The 17,608-nt window shown below is 70.8% G+C and carries 14 protein-coding genes; 11 read left to right on the top strand and 3 right to left on the bottom strand.

Annotation, left to right across the window (positions count from 1 at the left end):
• Positions 1-46: 46 nt before the first annotated feature.
• A complete protein-coding gene (locus ABZ098_RS23045) occupies positions 47-763 on the top strand; it encodes a DUF4190 domain-containing protein (RefSeq protein WP_356593980.1) in 717 nt (238 codons plus the stop codon).
• Between the two features lie 56 nt (positions 764-819).
• Here the strand turns inward: ABZ098_RS23045 and ABZ098_RS23040 are convergent, their stop codons facing one another.
• Positions 820-1,389, bottom strand: a complete 570-nt coding sequence (locus tag ABZ098_RS23040) for an NADAR family protein (RefSeq protein WP_356593978.1) — start codon at positions 1,387-1,389, stop codon at positions 820-822.
• Positions 1,390-1,600: 211 nt separating this feature from the next.
• Between ABZ098_RS23040 and ABZ098_RS23035 the strand changes: the two genes are divergently transcribed.
• The 7 genes from ABZ098_RS23035 to ABZ098_RS23005 all read left to right on the top strand — a co-directional run bounded on the left by ABZ098_RS23035 (position 1,601) and on the right by ABZ098_RS23005 (position 9,400).
• Positions 1,601-3,139, top strand: a complete 1,539-nt coding sequence (locus tag ABZ098_RS23035; protein ID WP_356593976.1) for a gamma-aminobutyraldehyde dehydrogenase — start codon at positions 1,601-1,603, stop codon at positions 3,137-3,139.
• 80 nt (positions 3,140-3,219) lie between these two features.
• Entirely contained in the window at positions 3,220-4,467 is a 1,248-nt protein-coding gene (locus tag ABZ098_RS23030; RefSeq protein WP_356593974.1) for a spermidine/putrescine ABC transporter substrate-binding protein, read from the top strand.
• Positions 4,464-5,630 carry an ABC transporter ATP-binding protein gene (locus ABZ098_RS23025; protein WP_356593972.1) on the top strand — a complete coding sequence of 389 codons (1,167 nt, stop codon included), beginning with the start codon at positions 4,464-4,466 and terminating at the stop codon, positions 5,628-5,630. Before ABZ098_RS23030 ends, ABZ098_RS23025 begins: the two co-directional genes overlap by 4 nt.
• Entirely contained in the window at positions 5,630-6,559 is a 930-nt protein-coding gene (locus tag ABZ098_RS23020; RefSeq protein WP_356593970.1) for an ABC transporter permease, read from the top strand. The genes ABZ098_RS23025 and ABZ098_RS23020 overlap by 1 nt, the downstream gene beginning before the upstream one ends.
• Positions 6,560-7,360 (top strand): ABC transporter permease, encoded by an 801-nt coding sequence (locus tag ABZ098_RS23015; RefSeq protein WP_356593968.1) that lies wholly within the window; start codon positions 6,560-6,562, stop codon positions 7,358-7,360.
• A 46-nt stretch (positions 7,361-7,406) separates the two neighbouring features.
• Positions 7,407-8,825 (top strand): FAD-dependent oxidoreductase, encoded by a 1,419-nt coding sequence (locus tag ABZ098_RS23010; protein ID WP_356593966.1) that lies wholly within the window; start codon positions 7,407-7,409, stop codon positions 8,823-8,825.
• A 119-nt stretch (positions 8,826-8,944) separates the two neighbouring features.
• Positions 8,945-9,400: a hypothetical protein gene (locus ABZ098_RS23005; RefSeq protein WP_356593964.1), complete on the top strand. Its 456-nt coding sequence runs from the start codon at positions 8,945-8,947 to the stop codon at positions 9,398-9,400.
• 134 nt (positions 9,401-9,534) lie between these two features.
• Here ABZ098_RS23005 and ABZ098_RS23000 read toward each other — a convergent pair whose 3' ends face one another.
• Together ABZ098_RS23000 and gabT are read right to left on the bottom strand one after the other, a co-directional pair.
• Positions 9,535-10,326, bottom strand: coding sequence for a phosphatase PAP2 family protein (locus ABZ098_RS23000; protein ID WP_356593963.1), 792 nt, complete (start codon positions 10,324-10,326; stop codon positions 9,535-9,537).
• Positions 10,327-10,559: 233 nt separating this feature from the next.
• Entirely contained in the window at positions 10,560-11,894 is a 1,335-nt protein-coding gene (gene gabT / locus ABZ098_RS22995) for a 4-aminobutyrate--2-oxoglutarate transaminase (RefSeq protein ID WP_356593961.1), read from the bottom strand.
• A 253-nt stretch (positions 11,895-12,147) separates the two neighbouring features.
• On the opposite strand from gabT, the gene ABZ098_RS22990 reads away from it, so the two are divergent.
• The 3 genes from ABZ098_RS22990 (at position 12,148) to ABZ098_RS22980 (ending at position 17,577) form a co-directional block, all read left to right on the top strand.
• Positions 12,148-14,271, top strand: a complete 2,124-nt coding sequence (locus ABZ098_RS22990; RefSeq protein ID WP_356593959.1) for an ATP-binding protein — start codon at positions 12,148-12,150, stop codon at positions 14,269-14,271.
• 94 nt (positions 14,272-14,365) lie between these two features.
• Positions 14,366-16,021, top strand: a complete 1,656-nt coding sequence (locus ABZ098_RS22985) for a PucR family transcriptional regulator (RefSeq protein ID WP_356593957.1) — start codon at positions 14,366-14,368, stop codon at positions 16,019-16,021.
• Between the two features lie 110 nt (positions 16,022-16,131).
• Positions 16,132-17,577 carry an aldehyde dehydrogenase family protein gene (locus ABZ098_RS22980; protein WP_356593955.1) on the top strand — a complete coding sequence of 482 codons (1,446 nt, stop codon included), beginning with the start codon at positions 16,132-16,134 and terminating at the stop codon, positions 17,575-17,577.
• Positions 17,578-17,608 lie beyond the last annotated feature (31 nt).

Raw genomic sequence — 17,608 nt, 5'->3', positions numbered from 1 at the left:
GTGGTCACGTAGCATGGCCGCACGAACGACCTAGGGGGACGTGAGCATGACCGACGGAACGCAGTCGAGCGGGGACAGGGACCCGTGGGCGCCACCGGAGAGTGGGCCCTCGCTGGAGAAGAGCCCCTCGCCCGGTGCCGGTCAGCCGCCGTCGCCGTCCGTGCATGATCAGGCCACCGTGACGTCCGTGCCGAACGACGGCTACGGCTTCCCGCCTCCCGCGGCCGCGGGAGGCGCCCCCGCTCCCGGATACGGCTACCCCGCCCCCGGGCAGGGCGTGCCCGTCGGCGGACCCGGACCCGGCATACCCGGCGGGCCCGCCCCCGTGCCGCCCCCGCCCATCGGGCCCGAGGGTCCGGGCGCCCCCGTCGGCTACGGCTACCCCACCTATCCGCAGGGCCCGCAGGGATACGGCGGCTGGGCCCCGCCGATGCCCCCGCAGAACGGCATGGGCGTCGCCGCGATGGTGCTCGGCATCCTGTCCTGCGCCCTGTTCTGCATGTACGGCATCCTCTCGCTGGTGCTCGGGGTCCTCGCCATCGTGTTCGGGATCAAGGGACGCAAGCGGGCCGAGCGGGGTGAGGCCACCAACCACGGGCAGGCGCAGGCCGGATTCATCATGGGGATCATCGGGACGATCCTCGGGATCGCGGTGATCGTGCTGCTCGCCATCGGCATCGTCGCCGCCATCAACTCGGACGACGAGCCCGACTACTACGACGGCTCTTTCGCCGTCGTGGCGACGGCCGCGTCGGTGGTGTAGCACCCCGGAGCGACCAGGGAGCGAGAATCAGGGGACCACCGGGCCGGTGGTCCCCTTCAGGCGTTTCTGAGGCGGTCCCTCGCCTCCATGAGCGCGAAGCCCAGCAGGTTCGGGCCCCGCCAGCGCTCCGGGGCGCTCGCCGCCTCGTCGTCCGCCGCGAGGCCGATGCCCCACACCCGGTCCACCGGGCTGGCCTCCACCAGCACCCGGTCGCCGGTGTTCAGGAGGAACCCCCGCAGGTCCGCGTGGGCCGTGAACTTGTGGACGCTGCCCTCGACGACGATGGCGAACCGCTCGCGCTGCCAGGTCTCCTCGTCGAAGCGGCGGACCAGGCGGCCCGCGGCCTTGGCCTGCGACGGGTGTCCGGCGGCCAGGACGCGCTGCTCGGCCTCCTCGTCCTCGAAGAGCCGTGCCTTGCCCGCCATCATCCAGTGCTCGGCGGTCGCGTAGGTCACCCCGTCCACCACGAACGGTGACGGCCACCACTGGCTCAGACAGCTCGCGCCGACCCGCCCGTCCGGACGCGGGCGGTGTCCCCAGAAGTGCAGATACTTGATCTTCGCTCCGGCCCGGACCTGCCTGACCAGGGCATCCTGTGAATCGATCTTCCCCGTGATCTTCCCCATGCACGCGAGTCTGGCAGGAGCCACTGACACTGCGTCCTCCCTTTTCGGGGTCGACTCGACACCTGGTCGACAGATTCCGTCGCGTAACCGAAAGGCAACAACGGAATCACTTGTAGGAGTGCCATTGCTCTGTCAGGATCGGCACTCAAATCGAGCTGGAGCTACGCCACCCGCCCGCGATAACCGCGGGGTGACGGCGGAGGAGAGCGACATGCACAACCCGGGCAGTGCCATCCCGGACCGGTTCGCGGCCCAAGAGCGGTTCGCCGAGGGTGCGCAGTTCGTCGGAGGACGTCTCACCAAGGGGACCTCCGGCCGCACGCACGCGGTCGTCGATCCCGCGAGCGGTGAGGAGGTCTTCACCTATGAGCTGGCGGGCGCCGAGGACGTGGACGCCGCCGTCGCCGCGGCTCGCGCGGCCTTCCCGGGGTGGGCGGCCACCACTCCCGGTGACCGGTCCGACGCCCTGCACCGGTTCGCCGCCGTGCTCGCCGACCGTGCCGAGGACTTCGCCCGCGCGGAGTCGCTCCAGTGCGGGAAGCCGCTGAAGCTGACCCGGGAGTTCGACGTCCCGGGGACCATCGACAACACCGCGTTCTTCGCGGGAGCGGCCCGGCATCTTCAGGGGCAGTCCGCGGGGGAGTACTCCGGGGACCACACGTCGTACGTCAGGCGCGAGCCCATCGGGGTCGTCGGGTCCATCGCGCCCTGGAACTACCCGCTCCAGATGGCCGCCTGGAAGATCCTCCCGGCGATCGCCGCGGGGAACACCATCGTGCTGAAGCCCGCCGAGATCACCCCGCTCACCTCGCTTCTCTTCGCTCAGGCCGCCACCGAGGCCGGGATCCCCGACGGTGTCATCAACATCGTCACCGGGACCGGCAAGGAGGCCGGTGAGCGTCTGGTCGGGCATCCCGACGTGGCCATGACCTCGTTCACCGGGTCCACGCCCGTAGGCAAGCGGGTCGCCGAGATCGCCACCGCCACCGTCAAGCGGCTGCACCTGGAGCTCGGCGGCAAGGCCCCCTTCGTCGTCTTCGACGACGCCGATCTGGAGGCCGCCGTCAACGGGGCCGTCGCGGGCGCGCTCATCAACACCGGGCAGGACTGCACGGCCGCCACGCGCGCGTACGTGCAGCGGCCGCTGTACGAGGCGTTCGTGGAGCGCACCGCCGCACTGATGGAGACCGTCCGGCTCGGCGACCCGTTCACCGCCGGAACCGATCTCGGGCCGCTCATCTCGCACGTCCAGCGGGACCGGGTCGCCGGGTTCGTCGACCGTGCGCGTGCCTACGCGCGCGTGGTGACCGGTGGCGAGGCACCGGGCGGGGAGCTCGCCAAGGGGGCGTACTACAAGCCCACGCTCGTCGCCGACGCCGCCCAGGACAGCGAGATCGTCCAGTCCGAGATCTTCGGGCCGGTGCTGGTCGTGCTGCCGTTCGACAGCGACGACGAGGGCATCCGCCTCGCCAACGACACCCCTTACGGGCTCGCCGCCTCCGCCTGGAGCCGGGACGTCTACCGGGCGAACCGGGCCACCCGGGAGATCAAGGCCGGGTGCGTGTGGGTCAACGACCACATCCCGATCATCAGCGAGATGCCGCACGGCGGGTACAAGGCGTCCGGCTTCGGCAAGGACATGTCCGCGTACTCGTTCGAGGAGTACACCCAGATCAAGCACGTTATGTTCGACAACACGGCGGTGGCGGCGAAGGACTGGCACCGCACGATCTTCGGGGACCGGCTGTAACCGATTTCCGGCTACCGCCGGGTGACGTATCCAGGCCGCCCGACCCGCGGCCGCCCACTTTCCCGAAAGGGCACCAGCGCATGGAGCAGTACGAGCCCGACCGCCTGTCCCCGGCCCAAGTGGCCGCCATGCGGCGCAGCTTCCGAAACGGCCGGGCCGCCATGACCCGGCGGTCCCTGTTGCGTGCCTCCGCGGGCGGCGCGCTCGCGGTCGGCGGCCTCGGCACGCTGAGCGCCTGCGGCATCCCCGCGGCCGGCAACACCCAGGGCGGCGTCTCCGCGGAGGACCACTCGGCCAAGGAGAAGACCGTCAACTTCTCCAACTGGACCGAGTACATCGACGTGGACGAGAGCGAGAAGCACCACCCCACGCTCGACCAGTTCAAGAAGCAGACCGGCATCTCGGTCAAGTACACCGAGGACATCAACGACAACGTCGAGTTCTTCGGGAAGATCAAGCCGCAGCTGGCGGCCGGGCAGGACACCGGGCGCGACATCATCGTGCTCACCGACTGGCTCGCCGCCCGGCTCATCCGGCTCGGGTGGGTCCAGAAACTGGACGCCTCCAACCTGCCCCACGCCTACGCCAACCTGTCCGCGCAGTTCCGCGATCCCGACTGGGACCCGGGACGGGCGTACTCCTACGTGTGGCAGGGCATCTCGACCGTCATCGCCTACAACAAGAAGGCGCTCGACGGCCAGGAGGTGAAGTCGATCTCCGACCTGCTCGACAACGCCAAGCTCAAGGGCCGGGTCGGCTTCCTGTCGGAGATGCGCGACAGCATCGGCATGACCCTGCTCGACATGGGCAAGGACCCGGCGAACTTCACCGCGGACGACTACGACGCGGCGATCGCGCGGCTCCAGAAGGCCGTCGACAAGGGGCAGATCCGCCGCTTCACCGGCAACGACTACACCTCCGACCTGACCAGCGGCGACTTCGCGGCCTGTGTCGCCTGGGCCGGGGACGTCGTCCAGCTCAAGGCGGACAGCCCGGACATCGACTTCATCATCCCGGACAGCGGATACATGACGTCGACCGACAACATGCTGATCCCCAACAAGGCCCGTCACAAGACGAACGCCGAGCGGCTCATCGACTTCTACTACCAGCCGAAGCCGGCCGCCGAGCTCGCCGCGTACATCAACTACGTGTCGCCCGTCGACGGTGTGAAGCCCGAGCTGGAGAAGCTCGACCCGGATGCGGCGAACAATCCGCTGATCATCCCCGACAAGGCCATGGCCGCGAAGTCGCACGCCTTCCGCTCCCTGAGCGCGAAGGAAGAGACGGCCTTTGAAGAGAAGTTCGCGAAGCTGACTGGGGCGTGATCACCGTGACGAACAAGAACACCGAGGGCAGCGGCGACGTCCGCCTCGCCGGCATCAGCAAGACGTACGACAACGGCTTCACCGCCGTACAGCCGCTGGACCTGACCGTCCCGCAGGGCTCCTTCTTCGCCCTGCTCGGCGCCTCCGGCTGCGGCAAGACCACCACCCTGCGCATGATCGCCGGCCTGGAGGAGCCCACCACGGGCACCGTGCACCTCGGCGACCAGGAGGTCACCCGGCTGCCGCCCTACAAGCGGCCGGTGAACACCGTCTTCCAGTCCTACGCCCTCTTCCCGCACCTCGACATCTTCGAGAACGTCGCCTTCGGCCTGCGCCGCCGCGGCATCAAGTCGGTGAAGAAGCAGGTCGAGGACATGCTGGAGCTCGTGCAGCTGGGAGAGCAGGCCCGTAAGAAGCCGCACCAGCTGTCCGGCGGCCAGCAGCAGCGCGTCGCGGTGGCGAGAGCTCTGATCAACACGCCCAAGGTGCTTCTGCTGGACGAGCCGCTCGGCGCCCTCGACCTCAAGCTGCGCCGCCAGATGCAGCTCGAGCTCAAGCGCATCCAGACCGAGGTCGGCATCACCTTCGTGCACGTCACGCACGACCAGGAGGAGGCCATGACCATGGCCGACACGGTCGCCGTGATGAACGCGGGCCGCGTCGAGCAGCTCGGTTCGCCGACCGACCTGTACGAGAACCCGCAGACCACCTTCGTCGCCAACTTCCTCGGCACCTCCAACCTCATCGAGGCCGAGGTCGACTCGAAGAGCGGTGGCGAGATCGTCCTGAAGGCGGGCGGCGGGAAGCTGGTCCTTCCCGAGGCGCGCTACTCCGGGCCCACGGCGACCGGTGGGAAGGTGCTCGTCGGCGTCCGGCCCGAGAAGATCTCCCTCACCCACGCCGACGAGGCCGGCGAGATCCCCGACGGCCGCAACCGGATCACCGGGAAGATCGCCGATTCCAGCTTCATCGGCGTCTCGACGCAGTACGTCATCGACAGCCCCGTCTGCCCCGAGTTCGAGGTCTACGCCCAGAACATCGACCGGGACGACCGCCTTGTGCCCGGTGCCGAGGTCGTCCTGCACTGGAACCCGGCGCACACCTTCGGCCTGGACGCGGCCCAGGACATCGACGCGGGCATCCAGGAAGAGGCGACGGTCTGATGGCGACGCTCACCGAGGCGCCCCCGCCGCTCTCCCCGACCGCGCCCGAGAAGAAGCCCCCGCGCAAGAGGGGCCGCCTCACGCCGTACTGGCTGCTGCTGCCCGGCATCCTGTGGCTGCTGGTCTTCTTCGCGCTGCCGATGATCTACCAGGCCTCCACGTCCGTGCAGACGGGCTCCCTGGAGACGGGCTACAAGGTCACCTGGCACTTCGCCACCTACTGGGACGCGCTGTCCGACTACTGGCCGCAGTTCCTGCGCTCGATCCTGTACGCCGGCGCCGCGACGATCCTCTGTCTGGTGCTCGGGTATCCGCTGGCGTATCTGATCGCCTTCCGCGCGGGCCGCTGGCGGAACCTGATCATGGTGCTGGTGATCGCGCCGTTCTTCACCAGCTTCCTGATCCGCACCCTCGCCTGGAAGACGATCCTCTCGGACAGCGGCCCGGTGGTGAGCGCCCTCAACACGCTGCACGTCCTGGACGTCACCAACTGGCTCGGCTGGACCACCGGCGACCGCGTCCTGGCCACCCCGCTCGCGGTGGTGTGCGGTCTGACGTACAACTTCCTGCCGTTCATGATCCTGCCGCTGTACACCTCGCTGGAGCGCATCGACGGGCGGCTGCACGAGGCGGCGGGCGACCTGTACGCCAAGCCGGTCACCACCTTCCGCAAGGTCACCTTCCCGCTGTCCATGCCGGGTGTGGTCTCCGGGACGCTGCTGACGTTCATCCCCGCGGCCGGCGACTACGTGAACGCCGATCTCCTCGGCTCCACGGACACCCGCATGGTCGGAAACGTCATCCAGACGCAGTTCCTGCGGATCCTGGACTATCCGACGGCCGCGGCCCTCTCCTTCATCCTGATGGCCGCGATTCTCTTCATGGTCACCTTCTACATCCGTAGGTCCGGCACGGAGGATCTGGTTTAAATGACCTTCGTCAACTGGCTCAAGCGCCATCTCGTCGTCATCGCGGGACTGATCACGCTCGGATATCTCCTGCTGCCGAACGTCGTCGTCACGGTGTTCTCCTTCAACAAACCGAAGGGGCGTTTCAACTACGAGTGGCAGCAGTTCTCGACGGACGCCTGGAAGGACCCCTGCGGGGTCGCCGACATGTGCGGCTCGCTCTCCATCAGCCTCCAGATCGCGTTCTGGGCGACGATCGGAGCGACCGTCCTCGGCACGCTGATCGCCTTCGCGCTGGTCCGCTACCGCTTCCGCGCCCGCGGCGCCGTGAACTCGCTGATCTTCCTGCCGATGGCGATGCCCGAGGTCGTCATGGCGGCCTCGCTGCTCACCCTGTTCCTCAACATGGGCGCCCAGCTGGGCTTCTGGACGATCCTCATCGCTCACATCATGTTCTGCCTGAGCTTCGTCGTGACGGCGGTGAAGGCGCGCGTGATGTCGATGGACCCGCGACTGGAACAGGCCGCGCAGGACCTGTACGCCGGGCCGTTCCAGACCTTCCTCCGGGTGACCCTGCCGATCGCCGCCCCCGGAATCGCGGCGGGCGCGCTGCTCGCCTTCGCGCTCTCCTTCGACGATTTCATCATCACCAACTTCAACGCGGGCTCGACCGTCACCTTCCCCATGTTCGTCTGGGGTTCGGCACAGCGCGGAACTCCCGTCCAGATCAATGTCATCGGCACGACCATGTTCCTCGTCGCCGTACTTCTGGTCCTGGCCTCCATGGTCATCAGCAACCGCCGCAACAAGCAAAAGGCGTAAGTCTTTTCGGCAGGCATTTCGCAGAACCCCGTAGGGAGTTGAAATCATGGCCCCGAGCGCCATGAGCCGTTGGACGAAGGCACTTTCCGAAGCCCGGCCGGTGCCGTACTGGCTGGACGATCCCGGCAGGCCGCACCCCGAGCCCGCCCTCACCGGTGCCGAGACCTGCGACCTGCTGGTCGTCGGCGGCGGCTACAGCGGGCTGTGGACCGCGCTCAACGCCAAGGAGCGCGATCCCGAGCGGGACGTCGTCCTGCTGGAAGGCCGTGAGGTGGGCTGGGCCGCCTCCGGTCGCAACGGCGGCTTCTGCGCCGCCTCCCTCACCCACGGGCTGCCCAACGGGCTGACCCGCTGGCCCGACGAGATCGTGAGGCTCCAGGAGCTGGGCGCCCGCAACCTCGACGAGATCGAGAAGGCGGTCGCCCGGCACGACCTCGACTGCGAGTTCGAGCGCACGGGCGAGATCGACGTGGCGACCGAGACCTACCAGGCGTGGGAGCTGCGCGACTGGTACGAGGAGCTCCAGGAGAAGGGCCTCGCCGACGGCGTCGAGTTCCTGGACGCCGACGCGGTGCGCGAGCAGGTCGCCTCACCGACCTTCGAGGCGGGACTGTGGGACCGCCGGGGCGTGGCCATGCTCAACCCGGCCAAGCTCGTCTGGGGCCTGAAGCGGGCGTGCCTGGGACTCGGGGTCCGGATCTACGAGCACACCCCCGCGCTCACCCTCAAGCCGTACGGCGCCGGCATGGCCGTACGCACGCCGTACGGTTCCGTCCGCGCCCGGCGGATCGCGCTCGGCACGAACATCTTCCCGAACCTGGTCAAGCGGGTGCGGGCGTACACCGTGCCGGTCTACGACTACGCGCTGATGACCGAGCCGTTGAGTGGGGAACAGCTCGCGTCGATCGGCTGGAAGAACCGCCAGGGGCTCGGGGACTCGGCGAACCAGTTCCACTACTTCCGGCTGTCCGCCGACAACCGCATCCTGTGGGGCGGTTACGACGCGGTCTACCCGTACGGCGGCCGGGTGCGGGCCGAGTACGACGACCGGCCGGAGACGTATGCCAAGCTCGCCGGGCACTTCTTCACCTGCTTCCCGCAGTTGGAGGGGGTGCGCTTCACGCACGCGTGGGGCGGGGCGATCGACACCTGCTCGCGGTTCTCCGCGTTCTACGGCACCGCCCACCAGGGCAAGGTGGCGTACGCGGCCGGCTACACGGGGCTCGGCGTCGGGGCGACCCGGTTCGGCGCGGACGTGATGCTGGACCTGCTGGCGGGGCAGGACACGGAACGGACGCGGCTCGAGATGGTGCGCAAGAAGCCGCTGCCCTTCCCGCCGGAACCCTTCGCCTGGACCGGCATCGCCCTCACCAAGTGGTCGCTGGCGCGCGCCGACTCGCACGGCGGGCGGCGCAACCTGTGGCTGCGGACCATGGACAAGCTCGGTCTGGGATTCGACAGCTGAACGATCGTAGGTGATCTGATTCACTCCAACGGGTGGTCAGAACCCGCGTAATGCTCGCCGGGAAACCTTCTCTCCCTTGTGACGCGAACAGCGTCGACGAGAGAGAAGGAGGTCTTCTCATGACTGGGGCGAAGACGGCGGTCGAGTGGCTGGCATCCGTCGCACCGGATCCCGAGGCCTGCCGCTGGGAGTGGGAGCGCAACCCCCTCGGGGTGGCGCTGCTTCCGGCGGGCAAGGCCTGGGACGTACTGATCCTGCCGGGCGACCTCGGCTATCCGACGCTCGACGTGCTCACCCGCATCCTCGACCGGCTCGGCCCGGTGCTCGTCGACTTCGGCGACGCGCGGATGGGCTTCTTCGTACCGCCGGGCACCGCGGCCCGCTGGCTCGGCACCGGCATCCGTACGGCCGGCGCCGGCACCTGGATCGTCGTGCCGTACCCGGGCCGGGTGGCCGGGGGAGGGGTGCGCTGGCTGATCCCGCCGGACGGCTCCGGCGTCCTCATCGACCCGGCGCTGCTCGAACTGGCGATGCACGAGGCGGCGGCGGGCCTGGCGACGGAGGACGACGGCTGACCTGACGGTTCCGCCACGCTCTCGTCGGCCGCCCGTGCGGCCGACGCGGACCTGGACGGTTCCTGTACGCAGGGGGAGCACGGCACTGCGGGCGTCCCCCGCCGGCAGCGACGGCGCTCAGTGTGGTCAGGGGGTCAGTGGCGGGTGAGGTGTGCCAGGAAAGACCAGAACGCGAGCAGCAGGACCGTGCACAGGCACCAACTGCCCACCACGTCCAGGGGCCAGTGCCAGCCGCGGCGGACCAGGCCGAAGGAGACGCCGAGGACGAGGAGGGTGTAGCCGACGACGAGCGCGCGGCGCGTCCGGGTGGAACGGAGCCAGGGCAGGACGAGGAGGGTGGCGGCGCCGTACGCGACGGCGGCCGTGGCGGTGTGGCCGGAGGGGTAGTAGCCGGTCCCGGGTGAGACGGGGGTGCCCGGGCGGTCGGTGAGTTCCTTGAGGGGCACGACCAGGGCGGGGACGAGGGCCATCAGGACGGCGGCGGCGGTGGACGGCAGCCACCATCGGTCTGTACCAGTGCGGCGGGCCTGCCAGGCCGCGTAGAGGAGGGCCACGACGAGGACGGGCACCGCGGCCTCGACATTGCCCAGGTCGGCGAGGCCCGCCGAGACGAGGTCCGGGTGGATCAGTGCGCGGCTGATCCGTTCGTCGACACGCAGAAGTGGCCCGTCCTCGACGACCTGCCAGGTGATCAGGGCGAAGAGGAAGGCCGGGATGCCGAGAAGGAGGGTGAGGAAGGCCGGCCGCCCCGGAACAGGGGGGGTGGTTCCGGGGCGGCCGATCAGATCGGTTCGTCGGCCGCCCCGGGGGGTTTGGGGCGGGCGACTGTCCGATCGGTGAGGAGATCCGGAGCCAGAGGCTCCATTTGTGTGCGCGAGGGCACGACCAGGTCGAAGCTGGGGAGGCCCCGGCCTGATGTCGCCCACAGTCCCCTGTGGGCGGGGTGTATCTCTCATCTGGGTAGAACCTACGGCAGGGCGACGGCGTACGACAGGCAGAATCCCATCCTCACAAGCACCTCGCACACCTTCTTCACACCCTCTGCCGCTCGCCACCGCAGCCCCCGAATCCCAAGGGACGTCAGGGCTGTGACGGCTGAGTCGGAAGGTGTGGATCCGCTTGCGACCTGCCGCGTCGTCCCTGTGACGTCAGATGCACGTCAGATGCGGGTGAAGGCCTGCTCGATGATGTCGAGGCCCTCGTTGAGCAGTTCCTCGCCGATGACGAGCGGGGGCAGGAAGCGCAGGACGTTGCCGTAGGTGCCACAGGTCAGGACCAGCAGGCCCTCCTGGTGGCAGGCCTTGGCGAGCGCGGCGGTCGCCTCCGGGTTCGGCTCCTTGGTCGTACGGTCCTTGACGAGCTCGATGGCGATCATGGCGCCGCGGCCCCGGACGTCGCCGATGATGTCGAACTTGTCCTGCATGGCCGTCAGACGGGCCTTCATCGTGGCCTCGATCGCCTTCGCCCGCGCGTTGAGGTCGAGCTCCTTCATGGTCTCGATGGCGCCGAGCGCGCCCGCGCAGGCGACCGGGTTGCCGCCGTACGTGCCGCCGAGGCCGCCCGCGTGCGCCGCGTCCATGATCTCCGCGCGGCCGGTGACAGCGGCCAGCGGAAGGCCGCCGGCGATGCCCTTGGCGGTGGTGATCAGGTCGGGGACGATGCCCTCGTCCTCGCACGCGAACCACTGGCCGGTGCGGCAGAAGCCGGACTGGATCTCGTCGGCGACGAAGACGATGCCGTTGTCCTTGGCGAACCGGCTGATCGCGGGCAGGAAGCCCTTCGCCGGCTCGATGAAGCCGCCCTCGCCGAGGACGGGCTCGATGATGATCGCGGCGACGTTCTCCGGGCCGACCTGCTTGCTGATCTGGTCGATGGCCTGGGCGGCGGCCTCGGGACCGGCGTTCTCGGGGCCGGTGGGCCAGCGGTAGCCGTAGGCGACCGGGACGCGGTAGACCTCGGGGGCGAAGGGTCCGAAGCCGTGCTTGTACGGCATGTTCTTCGCGGTCAGCGCCATGGTGAGGTTGGTGCGGCCGTGGTAGCCGTGGTCGAACACGACGACGGCCTGGCGCTTCGTGTACGCCCGCGCGATCTTCACGGCGTTCTCGACGGCCTCGGCGCCGGAGTTGAACAGGGCGCTCTTCTTCGCGTGGTCACCCGGGGTGAGCTCGGCGAGGGCCTCGGCGACCTCCACGTAGCCCTCGTACGGGGTGACCATGAAACAGGTGTGGGTGAAGTCGGCGAGCTGGGCGGAGGCCCGGCGTACGACGGCCTCGGCGGAGGCGCCGACGGAGGTCACGGCGATGCCCGAACCGAAGTCGATCAGCCGGTTCCCGTCGACGTCCTCGATGATCCCGCCGCCCGCGCGCGCCGTGAAGACGGGCAGCACGGACCCCACGCCCTGCGCGACCGCGGCGACCCGGCGGGCCTGCAGCTCCTGCGACTTGGGTCCGGGGATGGCGGTGACGAGGCGGCGCTCCTGCGGAAGTGCGGTCATGAGGGGCTCCTGGGGGTGTTGCGGGCGGAGATGTCGCGGACTCTGTCCAGTCTTTTCTCGCAGGCTAGGGCGGGGGACGAGGGGTGGGCATGCTCCATGTGGGCGTTGTCGTGGGGACGGGTTGTCCGTGGTGGACATAGCCGGTTTCCGGGACGGTGTGACGGCTCGGCCCCGCAATCGGTGAACTCCCTTTGCGGGCGCGTTAGATTGGCCGCTGACGGTGGACGGAACGGCTGGTCAGGGAGCAGGGGCGATGGACAGCGACGGGACGCAGGACGCGCGGGGTACGCATGCGAATCCTGTGCCGCGGGCACGGGGGGCGATGCCGCCGATGCCGTCCCATGCGCCCGGGGTGCCGCCTCAGCCGCCCGGCTCGGCGTTCCTGAGCTGGCTGCGGACGCCACGCCCCGAGGCCGCGCCCGGTGTCTGGCGCTTCGGCCATCAGGTCCGGCCGGAGAAGGAGCCGGAGCAGATCCCGACGCGGCAACTGCTCAGCGGCGCCGTGATCGGGTTCCTCTGCGGGTGGCTGCTCTGCTCCCTGCTGTACAACGGCTACCTGGGCGGTTTCTGGCTGTGGCCCTGGTTCGTGATGGCTCCGGACTCATGGACGATGGGGCGCGCGGGGTGGCTCAGCTCCCTTTCGTATGTCTATGAAGGGCTCTTCTTCGCGGGGATCTTCATGGTCTTCGGGAAGATCAGTCGCTGGGGCGAGGTCTGGCGCCGATTCGGCCCCCCTGCCTGGCGCCGAGCCGTTCCCGCCCACGAGGTCCCGCCCGCCCCCGAAGAAGACCCCGCCGAGTACCCCGACCTGCGGGCCGCCGGGGCCGTGGACGCCGCGGAGCGGCTTGCTGCCGAGGCCAGGGCCGGGTTGATGCGGGACGTGGACCATGCCCGGATCGCGCGGGCCTGGCAGGGCGTGCGCAGTGGCCGGTTCAGCCTCGCCACGTTCACCGGTGCCGTGCTCCAGGAGGGCGCCGCCGCCTGTGTGCACCCCTCCGGGGAGCGGGACCTGCCCGCGCGGCTCGCCCGGCACGATCTCCTCACGGGCCAGGTACGGCTCGGGACCACCGCCGACGACGCCCGCAACCCGTACGCCTACCGGGGGACCGGGCTCGGGCTCGGACCCGAGCTGCTGGGAACCTCGCTGCTCGCCGTCGGTCCGGCCGGGTCCGGGAAGACCGGGACCGTCGTCAGGCCGATCGCCGAGTCGCTGTGTCTGCACGCGCTCGCCGGGCGGGCCGCCGTCGTGGTGGTCGGTGCCGCGGGCGCGGGGCTCGGACCGGCCGACGCCTACGACGTCGTCGTACAGATCGGGAATCCGGAGTCGGTGTACGACCTCGACCTGTACGGGGGGACGACCGATCCGGACGAAGCCGCCGCCGTGCTCGCCGAGGCGCTCGTCGGGGACCTCGCCGAGCCGCATCAGGGAGGCGACACCCGGCGGTCCACCACTGTGCTCGCCCAGCTCCTCGGGCCGTTCCGGGCGGTCCACGGCCGCTTCCCCTCCGTACCGGAGCTGCGGCAGCTGCTCGACGGCGCGTCCGGGCCGCTGGCCGCGCTGCGGAAGGGCCTGGAGGACTCCGGGCAGGAGTCGCTGCTGCGTGAACTCGACGCGCGGGAGCGGCAGATGGGGCATCCGGGGGACGTGGGGGGCATCCTCGCGGACCGGGTCGCGCTGCTCGACCGGCCCGCTTTCGCCACGTTCTTCCAGAGCGCGGACCTCGACGCGTCCGGGCAGTCGCGGCCGTTCTCGCTGAAGGCCCTCGACCATCCCGTGCGGGTCCGGATCGACCTGCCCCAGCGCGGGCACGCCGACGCCTCCCGGATCCTGGCGCGGCTGGTGCTCGCGCAGTTCACGGCGAGCGTCGCGGTGCGCGAGGACCGGTCGCTGTTCGCCTGTCTGGTCGTCGACGACGCCACCGGGGTCGTCACACCGGAGGCCGTGCGGGGCGTGCAGCGGCTGCGGTCCGGCAACGCCGGTGTCGTGCTGACGCTGCGCACGCTGGACGACGTGCCGCGGCCGCTGCGCGGGCCCCTGCTCGGCGCCATCGGGTGCCGGATGGCGCTGTCCGGGCTCACCCCGTGGGACGGGCAGGACTTCGCCGAGGTGTGGGGCAAGGAGTGGATCGAGGCGCGGGACGTCACCGACCGGCAGATCATCGCCGAGACGCCGGCCGGCAAGGCGCTGCACGCGGTGCGCCGGGTCATCACCGGCAAGGCGCCGACCGCGCGGGCGGTGACCGTACGGCAGGTCGAGCGGGAGCGGTGGTCCGCGTCCGAGCTGGCGCACGCGGTGCCGCCCGGGCACGCGGTGCTGTCGCTGACCACGGTGACGGGTGAGCACGCGCCGCCGCTGCTGGTGGATCTGCGGGCATGACGTGACCTGAGGACCGTACGGTGAGGCAGAATCGTCACGGGTCGTTCATACACCGCGGCCAAAAGATCACACCTCTCCGAAGGTCCCAGGCCTCATGCCCCCCACCCTCGCCTCGCTCGTCCACCACTCCGCGCTCAAGCTGACCGTGCGCGCGGGCGAGGACCGGCTGGACGTGCCCGTCCGCTGGGCGCACGTCAGTGAGCTCGCCGACCCCGTCCCCTACATGGAGGGCGGGGAACTGCTGCTGATCACCGCGCTCAAGCTGGACGCGGAGGATCCGGAGGCGATGCGGCGGTACGTGAAGCGGCTGGCCGGGGCGGGGGTGGTGGGGCTCGGGTTCGCGGTCGGGGTCAACTACGACGAGATTCCCGGCGCCCTGGTCGACGCCGCCCGCGACGAGGGGCTCCCGCTGCTCGAAGTGCCGCGCCGCACCCCCTTCCTCGCCATCAGCAAGGCGGTGTCCGCGGCGATCGCGGCCGACCAGTACCGGTCCGTCACCGCGGGCTTCGCCGCCCAGCGCGAACTGACCAGACAGGCCCTGACCGACGGCCCGGAGGGGCTGCTCGCCGCGCTCGCCTCCCAGGTGAAGGGCTGGGCGGCCCTCTACGACGCCTCGGGCGCCGTCGTCGCCGCGGCGCCGGAGTGGGCCGGCCGCCGGGCCGCGCGCATCACCGCCGACGTGGAACGCCTGCGGGAGCGACCCGCGCCCGCCTCCTCCGTGGTCGGAGGCACCGGCACCCCCGACGACGAGGACCGCGTCGAGCTGCACTCCCTGGGCACCGGGCGGCGCCCGCGGGCCGCGCTGGCGGTGGGGACGGCTGCCGCGCTCGGTACGGCGGAGCGGTACGCGGTGCACTCGGCGATCGCGCTGCTGACGCTCACCACCGAGCGCTCCCGTTCCCTGCACGCGGCGGAGCAGCGGATCGGGGCGGCCGTCCTGCGGATGCTGCTCGCGGGGGAGCCCGAGCACGCGCGCACGGTCGCGGGCGACCTGTACGGGGGGCTCCTGGACGCGCCCTTCCGGCTGGTCGTGGCGGAGACGGTCGCCGTGTCGTCGGTGCGGATCGGCGCCGACGCCCCCGCCCGGGTGCCGTCCGCCGCCGCGCTCGCCGCGGCCGCCGGCGCCGTAGGTGATCCGCTCGGGGCGCTGACCGAGATCGTGGAGTCGGCGGCGGCCCGCTCCGGGGAGAGCGTGCTCGTGGTGCCGGAGGGGGAGCGGCTGGTGGTGCTGGCCGCGGACGGCGGGGCCGCCGTCACCGCCTGCGCGGAGTACGCGGTGGCGTTGGAGGCGGCGCGCACGCGCGAGCAGGCGGGCGCCGGGGACGCGGACGAACTGGTCGTCGGTGTCTCGGCTCCCGCGGGACCGATCGCCGCCGCGGTCGCCTACAAGCAGGCCGAGCAGGCACTCTCGGTGGCCCGGCGGCGGGGCCGGGTGTACGTGGCGCACGAGCAGCTGGCCTCCGGATCGGTGCTGCCGCTGCTCGCGGACGAGGCGGTGCGGGCCTTCGCGGACGGCCTGCTGCGGCCGTTGTGCGAGCACGACGCGACCGGCCGGGGCGACCTGGTCGCCTCGCTGCGGGCCTGGCTCTCCCGGCACGGCCAGTGGGACGCGGCCGCCGCCGACCTGGGCGTCCACCGGCACACCCTGCGGTACCGGATGCGCAGGGTCGAGGAGATCCTGGGCCGCTCCCTGGACGATCCGGACGTACGCATGGAGCTGTGGCTGGCGCTGAAGGCGACGGCGGAGTAGCGGAAGGCGACGGCGGAGTAGCGGTCGTTGGCCGGGCTGGAGTGCCCGGCCGCCCCACTGCTACACCCAGGACAAATTCCCTCGCGAGCTCGCGGCCCTACCGTGGGGGCATGACTTCCACCACCGCCTTCTGGCTCGCCGGCCGCCAGGTCACCGGCGAGGACACCTTCGACGTCACCTCCCCCTGGGACGGCCGGCTGGTCGGCACGGTGAGTGTGCCGAGCGACACGCAGATCGAGGAGGCCGTGGCCGCCGCGTACGCCGTACGGGACGAGTTCGCCGCCACCCCCGCCCACGTCCGCGCCGCCGCCCTCGACCACGTCAGCCGCCGGCTCGTCGAGCGCACCGAGGAGATCGCCCAGCTGATCTCCGCCGAGAACGGCAAGCCGGTCAAGTGGGCCCGGGGCGAGGTCGGCCGGGCCGTCTCCGTGTTCCGGTTCGCCGCGGAGGAGGCCCGCCGGTTCAACGGCGGTGAGGCCCAGCGCCTCGACACCGACCTCGGCGGCCAGGGCCGTCTCGCGCTGACCCGGCGCTTCCCCAAGGGGGTCGTGCTCGGGATCGCGCCCTTCAACTTCCCGCTCAACCTCTGTGCGCACAAGATCGCCCCGGCGATCGCGGCCGGCGCCCCGATCATCCTGAAGCCGGCCCCGGCGACCCCGCTCTCCGGGCTGATCATCGGTGACCTGCTGGCCGAGACCGAGCTGCCCGCCGGCGCGTGGAGCATCCTGCCCGTCCCGAACGACCGGATGCCCGCCCTCGTCCAGGACGAGCGGCTGCCCGTGATCTCCTTCACCGGCTCGGAGAAGGTCGGCTACGCGATCATGGACTCGGTGCCCCGCAAGCACTGCACCCTGGAGCTCGGCGGCAACGGCGCCGCGGTCGTGCTCGGCGACTACGCGAGCGACGAGGACCTCGACTGGGCCGCGAGCCGCATCGCGACCTTCTCCAACTACCAGGGCGGCCAGTCCTGCATCTCGGTGCAGCGGGTGATCGCCGACGCGTCGGTGTACGACCGGCTGCTCCCGCGGATCGTCGCCGCCGTCGAGGCCCAGGTCACCGGCGACCCGGCCGACGCCAAGACCGACGTCGGCCCGCTGGTCAGCGAGGACGCGGCCGTGCGCGTCGAGGCGTGGGTGAAGGAGGCCGTCGAGGCGGGCGCCACCCTGCTCACCGGCGGCGACCGCGACGGCGCCACCTACGCGCCGACCGTCCTCACCGACGTCCCGGCCGACACGACGATCTCCTGCGAGGAGGTCTTCGGACCGGTCCTCACCGTGCAGAAGGTCGACGGCGAGGCCGAGGCCTTCGCCGCCGTCAACGACTCCAAGTACGGCCTCCAGGCGGGCGTGTTCACCCACGACCTCCAGGCCGCCTTCCGCGCCCACCGCGCCCTCGAGGTCGGCGGCGTGGTCGTCGGTGACGTGCCCTCCTACCGTGCCGACCAGATGCCGTACGGCGGCGTCAAGCAGTCCGGTGTGGGCCGCGAGGGCGTGAGGTTCGCGATGGACGACTACACGTACGAGCGCGTGCTGGTGCTGACCGGGCTCGCCCTCTAAGAGAGCCCCTCCAGGGAAACCCTCCGGGGAA

This window comes from Streptomyces sp. NPDC006335, from assembly GCF_040612795.1.
Taxonomy (GTDB): domain Bacteria; phylum Actinomycetota; class Actinomycetes; order Streptomycetales; family Streptomycetaceae; genus Streptomyces.
The sequence above is the reverse complement of the archived record's forward strand: the minus strand, read 5'-3'. Positions and strand labels throughout refer to the sequence as shown.

What these genes read in the sequence shown, in the direction of transcription:
- ABZ098_RS23045 (WP_356593980.1), top strand. Translation starts at nt 47, where the DNA reads ATGACCGACGGAACGCAGTCGAGCGGGGACAGGGACCCGTGGGCGCCA.
- ABZ098_RS23040 (WP_356593978.1), bottom strand. Translation starts at nt 1,389, where the DNA reads ATGGGGAAGATCACGGGGAAGATCGATTCACAGGATGCCCTGGTCAGG.
- ABZ098_RS23035 (WP_356593976.1), top strand. Translation starts at nt 1,601, where the DNA reads ATGCACAACCCGGGCAGTGCCATCCCGGACCGGTTCGCGGCCCAAGAG.
- ABZ098_RS23030 (WP_356593974.1), top strand. Translation starts at nt 3,220, where the DNA reads ATGGAGCAGTACGAGCCCGACCGCCTGTCCCCGGCCCAAGTGGCCGCC.
- ABZ098_RS23020 (WP_356593970.1), top strand. Translation starts at nt 5,630, where the DNA reads ATGGCGACGCTCACCGAGGCGCCCCCGCCGCTCTCCCCGACCGCGCCC.
- ABZ098_RS23015 (WP_356593968.1), top strand. Translation starts at nt 6,560, where the DNA reads ATGACCTTCGTCAACTGGCTCAAGCGCCATCTCGTCGTCATCGCGGGA.
- ABZ098_RS23010 (WP_356593966.1), top strand. Translation starts at nt 7,407, where the DNA reads ATGGCCCCGAGCGCCATGAGCCGTTGGACGAAGGCACTTTCCGAAGCC.
- ABZ098_RS23005 (WP_356593964.1), top strand. Translation starts at nt 8,945, where the DNA reads ATGACTGGGGCGAAGACGGCGGTCGAGTGGCTGGCATCCGTCGCACCG.
- gabT (WP_356593961.1), bottom strand. Translation starts at nt 11,894, where the DNA reads ATGACCGCACTTCCGCAGGAGCGCCGCCTCGTCACCGCCATCCCCGGA.
- ABZ098_RS22990 (WP_356593959.1), top strand. Translation starts at nt 12,148, where the DNA reads ATGGACAGCGACGGGACGCAGGACGCGCGGGGTACGCATGCGAATCCT.
- ABZ098_RS22985 (WP_356593957.1), top strand. Translation starts at nt 14,366, where the DNA reads ATGCCCCCCACCCTCGCCTCGCTCGTCCACCACTCCGCGCTCAAGCTG.
- ABZ098_RS22980 (WP_356593955.1), top strand. Translation starts at nt 16,132, where the DNA reads ATGACTTCCACCACCGCCTTCTGGCTCGCCGGCCGCCAGGTCACCGGC.